Annotated in this window: 10 protein-coding genes; 5 read left to right on the plus strand and 5 right to left on the minus strand. The window is 72.3% G+C overall.

The annotated features are described in order from the left end of the window. The first annotated feature begins 6 nt into the window (after positions 1 to 6). Genes sbnB through ACZ6C6_RS21235 form a run of 4 tightly spaced genes read left to right on the plus strand, consistent with a single transcriptional unit; the run spans position 7 to position 5,475 of the window. The gene (gene sbnB / locus ACZ6C6_RS21220) at positions 7 to 1,008 is read left to right on the plus strand and encodes a 2,3-diaminopropionate biosynthesis protein SbnB (RefSeq protein WP_469204820.1); all 1,002 of its coding nucleotides are present in this window, start codon (positions 7 to 9) and stop codon (positions 1,006 to 1,008) included. Further along, positions 1,002 to 2,984, plus strand: a complete 1,983-nt coding sequence (locus ACZ6C6_RS21225; RefSeq protein ID WP_469204821.1) for an FAD/NAD(P)-binding protein — start codon at positions 1,002 to 1,004, stop codon at positions 2,982 to 2,984. The genes sbnB and ACZ6C6_RS21225 overlap by 7 nt, the downstream gene beginning before the upstream one ends. Continuing rightward, positions 2,981 to 4,183 (plus strand): trans-sulfuration enzyme family protein, encoded by a 1,203-nt coding sequence (locus tag ACZ6C6_RS21230; protein WP_469204822.1) that lies wholly within the window; start codon positions 2,981 to 2,983, stop codon positions 4,181 to 4,183. Before ACZ6C6_RS21225 ends, ACZ6C6_RS21230 begins: the two co-directional genes overlap by 4 nt. After that, a complete protein-coding gene (locus ACZ6C6_RS21235) occupies positions 4,180 to 5,475 on the plus strand; it encodes a benzoate/H(+) symporter BenE family transporter (RefSeq protein ID WP_469204823.1) in 1,296 nt (431 codons plus the stop codon). The genes ACZ6C6_RS21230 and ACZ6C6_RS21235 overlap by 4 nt, the downstream gene beginning before the upstream one ends. A gap of 40 nt (positions 5,476 to 5,515) precedes the next feature. Here ACZ6C6_RS21235 and ACZ6C6_RS21240 read toward each other — a convergent pair whose 3' ends face one another. From ACZ6C6_RS21240 to ACZ6C6_RS21260, 5 genes are all read right to left on the minus strand, one after another. After that, the gene (locus ACZ6C6_RS21240; protein ID WP_073968595.1) at positions 5,516 to 6,208 is read right to left on the minus strand and encodes a helix-turn-helix transcriptional regulator; all 693 of its coding nucleotides are present in this window, start codon (positions 6,206 to 6,208) and stop codon (positions 5,516 to 5,518) included. Between the two features lie 121 nt (positions 6,209 to 6,329). Next, the gene (locus ACZ6C6_RS21245; protein WP_469204824.1) at positions 6,330 to 8,168 is read right to left on the minus strand and encodes an outer membrane protein assembly factor BamB family protein; all 1,839 of its coding nucleotides are present in this window, start codon (positions 8,166 to 8,168) and stop codon (positions 6,330 to 6,332) included. Between the two features lie 58 nt (positions 8,169 to 8,226). Next, positions 8,227 to 10,125 carry an outer membrane protein assembly factor BamB family protein gene (locus tag ACZ6C6_RS21250; RefSeq protein ID WP_469204825.1) on the minus strand — a complete coding sequence of 633 codons (1,899 nt, stop codon included), beginning with the start codon at positions 10,123 to 10,125 and terminating at the stop codon, positions 8,227 to 8,229. A gap of 243 nt (positions 10,126 to 10,368) precedes the next feature. Then, on the minus strand, positions 10,369 to 12,072 hold the full coding sequence (locus ACZ6C6_RS21255) for an outer membrane protein assembly factor BamB family protein (protein ID WP_469204826.1): 1,704 nt from the start codon (positions 12,070 to 12,072) through the stop codon (positions 10,369 to 10,371). A gap of 90 nt (positions 12,073 to 12,162) precedes the next feature. Continuing rightward, positions 12,163 to 13,974: an ABC-F family ATP-binding cassette domain-containing protein gene (locus ACZ6C6_RS21260; RefSeq protein ID WP_469204827.1), complete on the minus strand. Its 1,812-nt coding sequence runs from the start codon at positions 13,972 to 13,974 to the stop codon at positions 12,163 to 12,165. Between the two features lie 125 nt (positions 13,975 to 14,099). On the opposite strand from ACZ6C6_RS21260, the gene ACZ6C6_RS21265 reads away from it, so the two are divergent. Next, positions 14,100 to 14,741 (plus strand): lipoprotein, encoded by a 642-nt coding sequence (locus ACZ6C6_RS21265; protein WP_469204828.1) that lies wholly within the window; start codon positions 14,100 to 14,102, stop codon positions 14,739 to 14,741. The last annotated feature ends 25 nt before the right edge of the window (positions 14,742 to 14,766 follow it).

A 14,766-nucleotide genomic window follows, 5' to 3' on the forward strand; every position in this document is an offset into this window, starting at 1 on the left:
GGAGAAATGTTCGACTTCGATATTGTCACCGGTAAGGCCGTCCAGGAAATTCTTCGGAATTCCCGGTCCTCGGTCCTCGACATCGTGGAACGCGCCTATCTGGCCCACGAACGGGGCGACTCGGTCAACCCCGACAGCTATTTCCTGCGCTTCCCCGAAAAGCCGGACTCGCGGATCATCGCGCTGCCCGCCTTCCTCGGCGACGACGTACAGCTCGCCGGAATCAAGTGGATCGCCAGCTTCCCCAGGAACACCGCCTCCGGTCTGCCCCGGGCGGCCGCGGTCCTCGTGCTCAACGACTACGAGACCGGCTACCCGGTCGCCTGCATGGAGGCCGCGGGGATCAGCGCGGCGCGCACCGCCGCGTCGGCCGCCGTCGCCGCCCGCACGCTGCGGCCCGGCGGCCACCGGGGCACCACGGTCGCCGTCGTCGGCGGCGGGGTCATCGCCCGCAACATCTGCGACTACCTGCACGCCGCGGGATGCGACCCGGACGCCTATCTGGTGCACGACATCGACGAGCCGTCCGGCCGGGCCCTCGCCGATCACATCCGCGTCACGCAGGGCCGCGCCGCGTCCTTCACCGCCGACCGCGACACCGCCCTGGCGGCGGACACCGTCGTGTTCGCCACGACGGCCCTCGAACCGTACGTCACCCGCCCGTTCGAAGCGGGTCAGGTGGTCCTCAACATCTCGCTGCGGGACCTGACGCCCGAGGTGGTCCTGGGCGCGGAGAACATCCTGGACGACGTCGAGCACTGCCTGAAGGCCAACACCTCGCCGCATCTGGCCGAACAGCTCTCCGGTTCCCGCTCCTTCGTCACCGGGACCCTCGCGGCCGTGCTGAACGGCGAGGTCACGCCGGACCCGGCCCGGCCGGTGATCTTCTCGCCCTTCGGGCTCGGGGTCCTCGACCTGGCGGTCGGCACCCATGTCCTCACCCAGGCACGCGCCGACGGTACGGCGATGCCGGTGCCGGACTTCTTCGGGGAGACCAGCCGATGGTGACGCCCGCACAGGAACCCTGCACCGCACCGGCGTCGGCCGTGATCATAGGCGTCGGCTCCCGCGGCCTCGGCGTACTGGAACGGCTGACCGCCCACGCCCTCGCGACCCCGTCGCCCCTCGTCGTGCACCTGGTCGACCCGGGCGTCGGGGGGCCCGGATTCCACCGCCCCGACGAGCCCGACCACCTGCTGCTCAACACCGTCTGCGCGCAGGTGACGGCGTTCGCGGACGCGGACATGGTGGACGGTCCGGTCCCCCTGACCGGGCCCTCGCTGCACGCCTGGTGCCTCCAACGCGATCTGCGGCTGGACGAGGACGGCTTCACCGTGCGGCCGGGGCGCGGCCGGGAGATCAGGCCCAACGACTTCCTGCCGCGCAGGCTGCTGAGCGAGTACCTCACGTGGGCCGCGCGCCGGATCATGGACGCCGCCCCCGGCCACCTGACCCTCGTACGGCACACGACGACAGCGGTCGACGTGCTCACCGGGACCGGTGACGACGGGCGGGAGCACTCCGAGACGGTGGTCCTCGCCGACGGGGGCCGCATCACCGCGGACGCCGTCTTCGTCACCGTCGGACACCACTCCCTCCACCTGCCCCCGCCGCCCGCCGAGGCCCCCCGGTCGGTCAGCCGCCCGTATCCCCTGCCCGGGGCGCTCGACGCCATCGCGCCCGGGGAGCGGGTCGCCGTGCTGGGCACGGGGCTGACGGCCATGGACGTGATAGCCACCCTCACCGTGGGCCGTGGCGGCCGGCACGTCCGCGACGGGGACCGGCTGCGCTACGAGCCGGGCGGGCGCGAGCCGCTGATCGTGCTGGCCAACCGCTCCGGACTGCCCGCCCGGAGCAGGCCGCACCTCCACCCCGGACGGCTCCGCCCCACCCCGCTCGCGCTGACCGGGGAACGCCTGTCCGCGCTGCGCGCCCGGCGGCCGGACGGCCGGCTGTCCTTCGTCCGGGACGTCCAGCCGCTCGTCGCCGCCGAGATGGAACTCGCCTGGTATCGCACCCTGCTCGCCCGCAGCCTGGGCGGCCGGACCCCGGACACGGCCCGGGCCGCCGCCCAACTCGCCGATGAGGCAAGGGCGTCGGGGTACGAACAGCTCCTCGCCGGCTTACGTGAGCGCTTCGGCCCGACCGGGGTCGCCGACCTGCTGCACGGCGCACCGGCCACGTCCGACGACCGCGGCGGTACACCCGCCCCCACCTGGCCGGACCAGCGCGCGTACACCGCGTACTTCACCGCCGAGGTGGAGAACGACCTCGGCGAGGCACGCGCGGGTCTCGGCGTCAGCCCCCTGAAGGAGGCCCTGGAGGTCCTGCGCGACCACCGCGACGCGCTCCGCGCCGTCGTGGACGCCCCGGGCCTGGACGACGAGTCGTCGGCGTACTTCTTCGGCACCTTCGCCCCGCTCGTCAACCGTCTGGTGATCGGCCCGCAGCTCGACCGCTCGGCGGAGCTCCTCTCCCTGCTCGCCGCGGGGGTGCTGCGCCTGGGGCCGGGCCCCGGGCCCAAGCTCGTTCCGCCCCTCGGCGGGGGCGGCCCCTGGCAGCTGGAGTCGACCCTGCTCGACGAGCACACCGTCGTGGACGTCGACCACGTGGTGCACGCCCATGTCACCGAGCCCGTGGCGGAGCGGGTCACCGGCTCGCTGCTGAGCCGCCTGGTCCGGTCCGGCCGGGCCAGGACCCGTACGGCGGGCGGGACCCACCTGCCCGGTCTTGAGGTCAACCGGAGCGGCCAGGGCATCGCCCGGACGGGCGCGGTCCAGTCCCGCCTGTTCTTCCTGGGGCCCCACACGGAGGGCTCCAGCTACTACAACCACTACGTCCCCTCCCCCGGCACACCCTCGCGTGCGCTGCTGGACGCGGAGCTGGCCCTCACCACGGCCCTGCCGCAGCTGCGGGGCGTCCCGACCCTCCACCGCACCCCCACCGCAGCCGGGGCGGCCCCGTCCGACGAGAGGAACCGATGAACAACCGCGAGAAGTACACCCCCTGGACGCACACGTACCACGTGGAGACCCGGGCCGCGCAGGGCGACGGCTGGCGCTCCCCCACCACCGGAGCCGTGCCGCCCGCCATCAGCATGGGCGCCACCTACGCCAGGGACGGCGAGTACCGCACCCCCGCGGGCCTGGCCTACCTGCGCGACCAGGGGGCCCCGGGTTACGAGCAGGTCGAGGACGTGGTGGCCGGCCTTGAGGGCGGCTCGCGCGGCCTGCTGTTCTCGTCCGGGATGGCCGCCGCGACCGCCGTCTTCCAGGTGCTGCCCGCCGGCTCCCGGGTCGTGGTGCCCCGGACGATGTACTTCGGGCTCACCAAGTGGCTCCTGGAATTCGGTACGGAACAGGGCCTCGAAGTGGTCCAGGTGGCCATGGACGACCTGGACGCCGTCGCCGCCGCGGTGGCGGCCGCCCCGACCCGCCTGGTGTGGGCGGAGTCCCCCGCGAACCCCACCTGGACGGTGACGGACCTCGCCGCGGTGGGCGCGGTGGCGCGCGGGGCCGGAGCGCTGTTCGGCGTGGACAACACGGTGCCCACGCCCGTCCACTCCCGCCCGTTCGAACTCGGTGCCGACATCGTCATGCACTCCGGGACCAAGTACCTCAACGGCCACACCGACGTGGTGGCCGGTCTGCTCGTGCTGGCCCCGGGCCCGGACGAGCGGACGGCAGCCCTGTGGGAACGGCTGGAACTGCACCGCAGGCTGACCGGGCCCATGCTCGGGCCGCTGGAGACCTACCTGCTGATGCGCGGCATACGCACGCTCTTCCCGCGGATGCGTCAGATCTCGGCCACCGCGATGGCGCTCGCCGAGCACTTCGCCGGGCATCCGCTGATCCGCAAGGTCGCCTATCCGGGGCTGCCCGACGACCCCGGCCACGCCATCGCCGCACGTCAGATGAGTGCGGGCTTCAGCGGCATGCTCTCGCTGCACGTGGCCGGGGAGTGGCAGCGCTCCCTGCGCGCCGCCCAGCACTGCGAGTTGTTCATTCGGGCCACTTCTCTCGGTGGAGTGGAGAGCCTGATCGAACACCGCTATACCTTCGAGGGCCCGGGCAGCACGTCGCCCAAGGACATGCTGCGCGTCTCGGTCGGCCTGGAGAATCCCGCGGACCTCGTCGCCGACCTCGAACAGGCCCTGGAGCGGGCCGCGAAGGAAGACCGTTGAGCTCTGAGACCCACACCCCCCACCCCCCGGCGGCCGGTTCCTCCGCCGCCGGGGGCGCCCCGTCGGACCCCGGCGGGGCGCCCCCCGCCGAGGACTCCGCCGCCCCCCGGCCCGGCCTCTGGCGGGACGCGTCCCTCTCGGCCGTGCTCGCGGGCTTCATCGCCGTCGTGGTCTCCTACTCCGGGCCGCTGGTCATCGTGCTGGCGGCCGCGTCGGCGGGCCATCTGGACACCGGCCAGACCAGCTCCTGGGTCTGGGCCATCTCCATCGGCTCCGGCCTGACCTGCATCGGGCTCAGCCTGCGGACCCGGATGCCGGTCATCACCGCCTGGTCGACGCCCGGTGCCGCCCTGCTGGTCACCAGCCTCGGCGCGTACTCGTACGGGGAGGCCGTCGGCGCGTTCCTGGTCACCGGTGTGGTGATCACCCTCGTCGGGCTGACCGGGGTCTTCGGACGGCTGATGCGCCACGTGCCGTCGGCGGTGGTCTCGGCGATGCTCGCCGGCATCCTGTTCTCCTTCGGGACCGGGGTGTTCACCTCGCTGAGGTCCGCGCCGTACATCGGCGGCGCGGTGCTCGTGGCCTATCTGCTCGGCAAGCGGATGTTCCCCCGGTACGCCGTGCTGCTCGCGCTGGCGGCCGGTGTGGTGGCCGCGGCGGCCACCTCCCGCCTGCATGTGCACCTCGACGGCGTCGGCCTGGCCACACCGGTCCTGACGACGCCGCACTTCTCCGTGGCCGCCCTGATCGGCATCGCCGTACCGCTGACCCTCGCGACGCTCGGCTCGCAGAACGCCCCCGGGATCGGAGTGCTCACGGCCGCCGGATACCGCCCGGACGACCGGCTGCTCATCGGCTCCACCGGGCTGGTCTCGACCGCGCTGGCTCCGTTCGGCTCGCACGCCGTCAACCTGGCCGCCATCACGGCCGCGATCTGCACCGGTTCGGAGGCCCACCAGGACCCCCGGCGCCGGTACGTCGCCGGGGTGTCCTGCGGGGCGTTCTACCTGCTGATCGGCCTGTTCGGCTCCACGCTGGTGGTGCTGTTCGCGGGACTGCCCAAGGAGCTGATCGCGGCGACGGCGGGCGTCGCCCTGTTCGGCGCGCTGGCGGGCGGTCTGACCGGGGCCATGGCCGAGGAGAAGGACCGTGAGGCCGCGCTGATCACCTTCCTCGCCACCGCGTCGGGGATCACCCTGCACGGGATCGGATCGGCGTTCTGGGGCCTGCTGTTCGGCATGGTCACGCACCTGGTCCTGACCCGCCTGCGCCGCCCCGCCCCGGCGGCCTGACCCCCTCCCCGGACCGTACGCCCCCAGGGACCGGACCCCGTCAGCCGACGGGGTCCGGCCCCTGGCGCGTCACCGCCGCCCGGTCCAGCAGCCCGGTCCGGGCGGCCAGGGCGGCGGCCTCCAGGCGGGAGCCGACGCCGAGCTTCATCAGGACGCGCTGGACGTGCGTGCGCGCGGTGCTCGGCGCGATCCGCATCCCGGCCGCGATCAGCCGGGTGTCCTCGCCCTCCGCGACCCGGACCAGCACCTCGACCTCGCGCGGGGTGAGCAGCCGCAGCAGCCTGCGGCCCTCGTCGTCCGGCTGGGCCACCGGGTCGAGCAGTTCGGCGAAGGCGCCCTGGAGGAGCTGGGGCGCGATGGCCGCCTCCCCGGCCCTCGCCTTGACCATGGCGCGCTCCACGCCCTCGATCCGCTCGTCGTGCCGGACGTACCCGGCGGCCCCGGCCGCGAACGCGGCGGCGATCCCGCGCGGGCTGGGGACCGGGCCGAGCACGACCACCGCGGTCTGCGGGCGCTCGCGCCGGATCCGGACGACGGGGTCGAAGGTGCCGGGCACGGCGGGCGACGCGGTGCCGAACAGGCAGACCTCCGGGGCGCGTCCGACGACGAGGTCCGCCGCCCCGGTGGTGGGCGCGGCGGCGGCCAGCACCCGGTGGCCGCGCAGTTTCAGCGCCGAGGCCAGCGCCTCGGCGAGCAGTCGGTGGTCGTCCACCACCATCAGCCGGACACCCATCGCCCCATCCCCCCGTCACACCGGCCAAGGCCCCCCGGCCTTCCAGGGCCTGCAAGTTACACGGCCGGGTACGCGTGTGGGGGTGGAACCGGCCGGTTCCACCCCCACATGTGATGCGCGGTCAGCTGGTGCGGAAGGACACCACCAGGTACTCCTTCTCGTTCAGCGAGCTCTTGCGCGGCGCGCTGATCATCGTCTCGGAGATGAAGAAGCGGCCCTGCTCGTAGCGGAACTCGGCGTAGTCCGCGGAGAAGCTGGTCTCCGCGTCCCGGACGGCCTCGTCGGACGGGTTGCGCATCAGGACGGTCTGCTTGAAGGTGCTGCCGTCGATGGAGACGATCTCACCGCCCTTGTCGTACGGGGGTTCCCGGTACGCGATGATGTTGGCGCCGTCCATGCGCAGCGGGAACATCGTGAACTTCTCGCCCGCGTCGGCCCGGTCGCCGGTCTGCTTGCCGGTGGTGAGGTCGAAGGAGACGATCTCGTTGGTCCGGCTGAAGCTCTCGCCGGTGCCCTCGTGCTCCTCGGTCGGCAGGTAGAGGCGGTTGTTGCCGACGGCGAGGTGCTGGCACTGCTCGACCTCGGTGGAACCGCACCTGGCCGCGTACTTCTCGGCGTCGGCTGAGATACGGATCTTCAGCTTGCCGGTGGCCTCGTCGATCGAGAAGAAGTCCGAGATGCTGCTGCCGTCGCCCGCGGTGTCGCCGACGTCGGCGGCGACGACGAGCGGCTTGGTGGAGACGATGCTCGCGTAGTCGACGCCGGGCGGCATCTTGTACGAGGAGAGCGGGGCGCCCGTCGTCGGGTTCAGCGCCTGGATGGTGAGCTGCGGGTCGTCGTACGAACCGCACTTGCGGACGACGGCCAGGGCCTCCCCGCCGCCGTACCCCGCGTCGTAGCAGTTGTCGGTGCTGACCTTCGGCTTCCAGAGCTCGGCGCCGGTCTCCAGCTTGAAGGCGGCGCCGCCCCTGGAGCCGCCGGCGGCGACCGTGCTGCCGCTGAGGGTGACCTCGTCGAAGCGGATGGGTTCGTCACCACCGTTGGAGGCGGTGATCGACTTGCCCCACAGCAGCTTGCCGGTGGCCAGGTCGAGGACGCCGACCTTGGTGCAGCTCTGGTACTTCTTGGCCGTCGTGCGCTTGCCCTCCTCGAAGAGGATGGCGGTCTTGTAGTCCTTGGACATGTGCCGCGAGGCGCCGCACACCTGGCCGTCCAGCGGGATCGACCAGAGCTTGGTTCCCTTGTCCAGGTCGTAGCCGACGACCTCGTTGATGCCCGACTTCACGTACGCCTTGTCGGTGACCCAGGAGCCGTCGACGGTGGTGACGTCGGTGACCTTGGGCTGCGGGAGCTGGAAGCCGACGGCCGAATCGACGTTCGCGGGGGCCTTCTCCTTGCCGCCGGTGGAGCCCCCCTTCCCGCCGTCGTCGCCCTTGCCGCCCTTGTTCTCGCCGGAGGTGCCGGCGGAGGAGCCCGCCTCGTCCTTCTTGTCGTCCCCTCCGCTGGAGGCGTACCAGATGCCGCCGCCGACGATCAGGGCGACCGCGACCACGGCCGCGACGATGATCTGGGCCTGGGTGGAGAACTTCTTCCCGCCCCCGCCCTGCGGCGGCGTCGGGTAGGCGGGCTGCATCGGGGCGGTCGGGTAGCCGTACGGCTGCTGCTGGCCCTGCTGCGGGAAGCCGTAGCCGGGCTGGGTGGGCGGCTGGGGCGGCTGGGCCTGCGGGAAGCCGTAGCCGGGCTGCGTCGGCGGCTGGGCGGGCTGCTGCCCCTGCGGGAAGCCGTAGCCCGGCTGCGTGGGCGGTTGCTGGGGCGGGCCGGGGGGCGGCGGGGGCGGGGCGCCGAAGCCACCGGAGGGCGGGTCCTGCGGGGCGCCGAAACCGCCGGGCGGCGGGTCCTGCGGCGCGCCGAAACCGCCCTGGGGCGGGTCGTTGGGCGGCTGCTGGGGCGGCTGGGTCATGGCGTTGCGTACCTCGGGGAAGGGGGGTCGGTCGGGTTCGTCCGGACGGGGTGAGCCGTCAGTTGCCGAAGGCCATCATGGTGTTCGTCTCCAGCTCTTCCTTGTCGTTGCCCGCGCTGACCCGACCGCTCGCGATGAACGAACGCCCGCCCGCGTACAGGATCTTCGGGTTGTAGAAGGAGCGCTCGATCTCCGAGGTCGAGTCCGGGTGCTGGAGCACCGTCTTCGGGCTGCCGCCGGCCGGGGAGAGGGTCGCGATGCCGCCGCCCTTGCTGTAGCCGCCGTCGATGTAGAGCAGGACGTTGCCGCCCTCCATGCCGAGCGGCTCCATGGTCTGCTCGGCGGGCGAGTTCGCCTTCCACTTCGTCTTGCCGGTGTTCAGGTTGAACGCGACGACCTTGTTGGTGCGGGCGGAGCCGCTGGTGTCGTCCGTCGTGGACATGTAGAAGGTGTTGGCGTCGGCGGCGACGCCGACGCAGCCCTGGAGCTGCTGGCCGAAGATGGTGAAGCCGCCGCCGCAGTCCGGGGAGAACTTGTCACCCTTGTCGCTGGACAGCTGGGAGCGCAGCGTGCCGTTCTCGCGGAGCGCGATGATGCTCCACTTCTTGTCGTCGCTGCTGCTGCCCTTGGTGAGGGAGACGACGAGCGGGGTCACCGAGTAGACCTTCTCGACCTCCCAGCCGCGGGCGGGCTTGTAGGTCCACTTCGCCCTGCCGGTGCTGGGGTCGAGCTCCTCGATCTCCTGCTGCGGGTTCTCGACGTCGTCCGTGCGGCAGTTGACCGCGGCGATGAGCTTGGGGCCGCCGGCGAAGGCGAACGGCTGGCAGTTGCCGCTCCGCTTCCCGAAGACCTCCTTGCCGTCGCTGACCCGGAAGGCGTTGGACGCACCGGTGCGGCCGGCTGTGACGGTGTCCCCGCTGATGGCCATGGAGAGGTCGGACATCATGTCGAAGAGGCCGCTCTTCTTGACCTCCTTCTTCCATCCGGCCTTGCCCGTGTTGAGGTCGATCTGCTGGAGCGCGGAGCAGTCGGCCTTGTCGGTGGTGCCGTTCTTGATCGCGATGACGATCTTGCCGTCGGCGGTGGTCTGCTCGGGCGCGGAGCAGATGTCGGCCGGCAGCTTCAGCGTCCATGCCTGCTTGCCGTCGGCGACCGAGTAGCCGGAGACCGTGCGGTACATGCCCTTGACGATGGTGTCGCCGACGATCCAGGGGCCGTAGACGTCCGCGCCGTTGCGCGGGAGGTCCACGTCGTTCTTCTGCAGCCAGAGGACCTTGGCCTCGCCGTCCTTGCGGCCGCTGTTGAGGTCGTCGTCCTCCTCCCGGCCGGTGCCGTTGCCGTCGCCCTTGTCGACGGTGGGCGAGCCGGTCGGCTTCTTGACCTGTTCGCTCTTCTCGGCGACCGGCTTGTCGTCGTCGCCGTCGCCCCCGCTCGTCGCGAAATACACGCCGCCGCCGATGACCAGGAGCGCGGCCACGGCGGCACCGATGATCATGGCCGGCTTGCGCTTGAACGGGTTGCCACCACCGGGGCCGTTCGGGCCCGGCGGCACGGGCGCGCCGGGGTGCTGCTGCGGCGGGAAGCCGTAACCGGCCTGCGGCTGCTGGCCGTACGGACCCGGCTGCGGCTGCCCGTACGGGCCGGGCTGCTGGTTGTACGGGCCCGGCTGCGGCTGTCCGTAGGGGCCGGGCTGCGGCTGCTGGCCGTACGGGCCCGGCTGCTGCGGCTGGCCGTAGGGCCCCGGCTGCTGCGGCTTGTCGTACGGGCCCGGCTGCTGCGGGTAGCCGTAGCCCGGCTGCGTGGGCGGCGGGGTCTGCGGCGCGGCGGGGGCCTGGGGCGGCGCGGCGGGCGGCGGGGTCTGCGGCGGGCCCTGGGGCGGCTGCGGTACCCCGTGCGGCGGCTCCTGCGGAGCGCCGAAGCCTCCCTGCGGCGGTTGCTGTCCGGGCGGCTGGGTCATCAGCACGTCCCCCTTCGTGCGGTCCGGTGCCCGTTCCGGACTCCCCCGCGATCCCGTCGGCACCGAGGGGGCAAGACCCCCTGGAACACGACGGAATGGAGCGAATCGGGCATGGATCCCGCAGTGTCACGTCAGTCGAGCGGGACTTCTTTGTACCACCCGCCCGGGGGCGCCCTCCGGCTCGGTCCATCCCTGTTCCCAAGGGAGGACCGGGCTGTGATGCCGCTGTGATGCTTCGGTCCGTCAGCCGCCGTAGACCACCACGGAGCGCGCGTCCACCTCGTCGTCGCCGTCGACGCCGCTGAGCCGCGAGGGCGTCAGCACGGCGCGTCCGCCGGTGTACACGACGCGCGGTTCGAAGATGCCGCGCTCCAGGTCGGCGCCGGACGCCGGGTGGCGCTGCACGAACTGCGGGGCGCCGCCGCCGGCGGGGAGCGTGGCGATCCCGCCACCCTTGCCCTTGGCCGCGTGGACGTACATCAGCAGCTTGCCGCCCTCGGTGCGCAGCGGGGTGACGGACTGGCCGTCCGGCGCGTCGGCCGACCAGCGGAACTTGCCGGTGGACAGGTCGAACGCCACGATCTTGTTGGACTGTGTGGCGCCGAGCTCACCGTGATTGGTGCTCATGTAGAAGGTGTTCGCGTCGGCGGCCACGCCCACGCAGTTGTCCAGGTTCCGGCCGAGCGACATCAGGTCCCGCTCGCACTCGACCTGGTAGTCCCCCGGTCCGCCGGAGAGCTGGGAGCGGTAGGTGCCGTCGGCGTTGAGGACGAGGATGGCCCATTTGTCGCGGTCCTCCGACTGTTTCAGCGAGACGACCAGCGGGCTGACCGAGTAGATCTGCCCGACCTCCCACTTCTTCTTCAGCTTGTACGTCCACAGCGCCTTGCCGGTGGCGGGGTCGATCCGCTGCACCTGCTGGTCCTTGTACTGGTCGTCGGCGGTGTGGCAGCTGACGGCCGCGATGGCGACCGGGCCGCTGGCGACGCCGAACGGCTGGCACGGCCCGGTCCGCTCACCGAAGAGCTGCTTGCCGTCGCTGACCCGGAAGCCCTCGGTGCGGCTGGTGCGGCCGACGGTCACGGTGTCGCCGTTGATGGACATCGCGAGGTCGGAGAGCCCGTCCCAGACGCCCTTGCGGACGTACGACTTGCGCCAGCCGGCCGTGCCGGTCCTCAGGTCGACCATCTGGAGCGTGTCGCACTCGGCGTCGGCGGCGGTGTCGTGCCGGATGCCGAGGACGATTTTTCCGTCGGCGGTGGGCTGCGAGGGCGCCGAGCACATCTTGGCCGGCAGCCGGAGGTTCCATTTCCGGGTGCCGTCGGAGACCGAGTAGCCGGAGACCGTGTTGAACAGGGCCCGGACGACGATGTCCCCGGCGAACCAGGGGCCGAACTGGTCCTCGCCGTTGCGGGGCAGGTCGACGCCGCCCTTCTGGATCCAGGCGACCTTCGCCTCACCGGACTTGGCCCCGGCGTTGATGGTCCGGGCCTGCTCCTCCGGGCTGACCACCGGCTCTCCGGTGGCCCCGCCCTTGGTCGGTGACGGGGCAACGGTGGGCTTCGCGGAATGGGTGGGTCCGGCCAGGGGCTTGTCGTCGTCCCCGCCGCCGCTGGTGGCGAACCAGATCCCGCCGCCCGCGAGGAGTGCCACGGCGACGACGGCCCCGACGATCTTCCCGGTCCGGCCCCGGAACGGCCCGCCCCGGCCGGGTGCCCCGCCGGACCCGGGGGCCGCGTACTGCTGCTGGGTGGGCATCTGGTGCAGCCCCGGCTGCGTGTACGGGCCGGGCTGCTGGTTGTACGGGCCCGGCTGGGGCGGTCCGTAACCCTGCGGCGGATAGCCGTAGCCGGGCTGGGCGGGCGGCTGGGTGTACGGACCGGTAGCCGGATCGTACGGTGCTCCGAACTCGCCCTGCGGCGGCTGCTGTCCGGGCGGCTGGCTCATCGGACCCGTCCCCCTGTGGTGAAAGTGGCACGGTCCTGGCCCGCACCGGGCAAGGGTTCTTTGTACCACCCGCCCCACACGTAACGACGCTCAGGCGTCCTCGGCCAGTTCCAGCCAGCGCATCTCCAGCACATCGCGTTCCGCGACCAGTTCGCGCAGCTCGGCGTCGAGCTTCGCCACCTTCTCGAAGTCCGTGGCGTTCTCGGCGATCTGCGCGTGCAGGGTCGTCTCGCGCGAGGACATCTTCTCCAGCTGCCGTTCGACCTTCTGGAGCTCCTTCTTGGCCGCGCGGGCCGCCTGCGCGGAGACCGCGGGCGCCGGTGCGGCACCCTGGGCGGCGGCGGGTGCGGCGGGGGCGGCCGTCTCGGCCTGGCGCTGCCTGCGCTCCAGGTACTCGTCGATGCCGCGCGGCAGCATCCGCAGCGACCGGTCGCCGAGCAGCGCCATGACCCGGTCCGTGGTGCGCTCGACGAAGAACCGGTCGTGGGAGATCACGATCATGGAGCCGGGCCAGCCGTCGAGCAGGTCCTCCAGCTGGGTCAGGGTCTCGATGTCGAGGTCGTTGGTCGGCTCGTCCAGGAAGAGCACGTTGGGCTCGTCCATCAGCAGGCGCAGGATCTGGAGCCGGCGCCGCTCACCGCCGGAGAGGTCGCCGACGGGCGTCCACTGCTTCTCCTTGGCGAAGCCGAACTGCTCGCAGAGCTGTCCGGCGGTCATCTCGCGGCCCTTGCCGAGGTCCACCCGGTCCCGCACCTGCTGGACGGCCTCCAGCACACGCAGGTCCGGGTTCAGCTCGTGGACCTCCTGGGAGAGGTAGGCGAGCCGGACGGTCTTGCCGACGACGATCCGCCCGGCGGCCGGCTGGACCTCGCCCTCGCTGCGGGCGGCCTCGGCGAGCGCCCGCAGCAGCGAGGTCTTCCCGGCGCCGTTGACCCCGACGAGGCCGATGCGGTCGCCGGGGCCGAGCTGCCAGGTGAGGTGCTGGAGCAGGGTCTTGGGGCCCGCCTCGACGGTGACGTCCTCCAGGTCGAAGACGGTCTTGCCGAGCCGGGCGTTGGCGAACTTCATCAGCTCGCTGGTGTCGCGCGGCGGCGGCACGTCCGCGATGAGCTCGTTGGCGGCCTCGATGCGGTAGCGCGGCTTGGCGGTACGGGCGGGGGCGCCGCGCCGCAGCCAGGCCAGCTCCTTGCGCATCAGGTTCTGCCGCTTGGCCTCCTCGGTCGCGGCGATCCGCTCCCGTTCGGCGCGCGCGAACACGTAGTCGCTGTAGCCGCCCTCGTATTCGTGGACCGTGCCGCGCTGCACGTCCCACATGCGGGTGCAGACCTGGTCCAGGAACCAGCGGTCGTGGGTGACGCAGACCAGGGCGGAGCGGCGGGCGCGCAGATGGCCGGCGAGCCAGGCGATGCCCTCGACGTCGAGGTGGTTGGTCGGCTCGTCCAGGACGATCAGGTCCTGGTCGGCGATGAGCAGCTTGGCGAGCGCGATCCGGCGCCGCTCACCGCCGGAGAGCGGGGCGATGACCGTGTCCAGGCCGTTCTGGAAGCCGGGCAGGTCGAGCCCGCCGAAGAGGCCGGTCAGCACATCGCGGATCTTGGCGCTGCCCGCCCACTCGTGGTCGGCGAGGTCGCCGATGACCTCGTGGCGGATGGTGGCCCCGGGGTCGAGCGAGTCGTGCTGGGTGAGCACGCCGAGGCGCAGCCCGCCGCTGTGCGTGACGCGGCCGGTGTCGGCCTCCTCCAGCCGGGCGAGCATCCGGATCAGCGTCGTCTTGCCGTCGCCGTTGCGGCCGACGACCCCGATGCGGTCGCCCTCCGAGACGCCGAGGGAGACACCGTCGAGCAGGGCACGGGTGCCGTAGACCTTGCTGACCTGCTCGACATTGATGAGGTTGACGGCCACGAACGCTCCAGCTGCGAGGAAGACTCCGGCCTTCCAGCGTAGTCGCCGCCGCGCGGGCCTCCGTACGGGCGGCCGCCCGGCGCCGGTGTACCTTGCGCGCACACGATCAAGGGGTGGGGATTGTCATGTCACGTCGTACGGTTCGCGGGCTGGTGCCCGTACTGCTGGCCGCCGCCGCGCTGACCGGCTGTTCGTCGGACGCGGATTCCGGTGCGGACGCGAAGCCGGAGAGGTCCGCGGAGGGGTCCGCGGCGCCCGCGGTCAGGACCGCGGCCCGGGGCGGCACGGTCGGCGGCTCCGGTTCCGGCTGTGAGCTGCCGGTGACGTTCGGCCTGGCGAAGGACTGGAAGCCGAAGGCCGTCGAGATCGACCCGGACTCGGACTTCGCCGACCTGGCCGAGCAGGGCCCGGTCACGATGGTCTGCGAGATCGACGCCAAGCCGGCCGGACACATCGGCTTCCTGCGGGTGTGGCGGGCGGAGACCACGACCGTGACCCCGCGCGAGGCGCTGAAGGGCTTCGTCGGAGCGGACGTGAACGCCTCCAAGGCCACGTACAAGGAGGTCACGAGCGGCGGGCAGCGCCTGACCGAGGTGGCCTACACGGCCCACAGCGACCTCATGGACGAGGACCGCCCCGCCCACGCGTTCGCCCTGGCCACCCCCGAGGGCCCGGTCGTGGTCCACCTGGGCGGCCTGGACTCGGACGAGCACGGGGGCATGCTGCCGGCGTACGAGCTGGCGAAGCAGTCGGTACGGGTGGGCTGACCGCCCCGGGGGGGGCGTCCTGAGG

The organism is Streptomyces sp. NPDC041814, assembly GCF_055590565.1.

What these genes read in the sequence shown, in the direction of transcription:
- sbnB (WP_469204820.1), top strand. Translation starts at nt 7, where the DNA reads ATGTTCGACTTCGATATTGTCACCGGTAAGGCCGTCCAGGAAATTCTT.
- ACZ6C6_RS21225 (WP_469204821.1), top strand. Translation starts at nt 1,002, where the DNA reads ATGGTGACGCCCGCACAGGAACCCTGCACCGCACCGGCGTCGGCCGTG.
- ACZ6C6_RS21230 (WP_469204822.1), top strand. Translation starts at nt 2,981, where the DNA reads ATGAACAACCGCGAGAAGTACACCCCCTGGACGCACACGTACCACGTG.
- ACZ6C6_RS21240 (WP_073968595.1), bottom strand. Translation starts at nt 6,208, where the DNA reads ATGGGTGTCCGGCTGATGGTGGTGGACGACCACCGACTGCTCGCCGAG.
- ACZ6C6_RS21245 (WP_469204824.1), bottom strand. Translation starts at nt 8,168, where the DNA reads ATGACCCAGCCGCCCCAGCAGCCGCCCAACGACCCGCCCCAGGGCGGT.
- ACZ6C6_RS21250 (WP_469204825.1), bottom strand. Translation starts at nt 10,125, where the DNA reads ATGACCCAGCCGCCCGGACAGCAACCGCCGCAGGGAGGCTTCGGCGCT.
- ACZ6C6_RS21255 (WP_469204826.1), bottom strand. Translation starts at nt 12,072, where the DNA reads ATGAGCCAGCCGCCCGGACAGCAGCCGCCGCAGGGCGAGTTCGGAGCA.
- ACZ6C6_RS21265 (WP_469204828.1), top strand. Translation starts at nt 14,100, where the DNA reads ATGTCACGTCGTACGGTTCGCGGGCTGGTGCCCGTACTGCTGGCCGCC.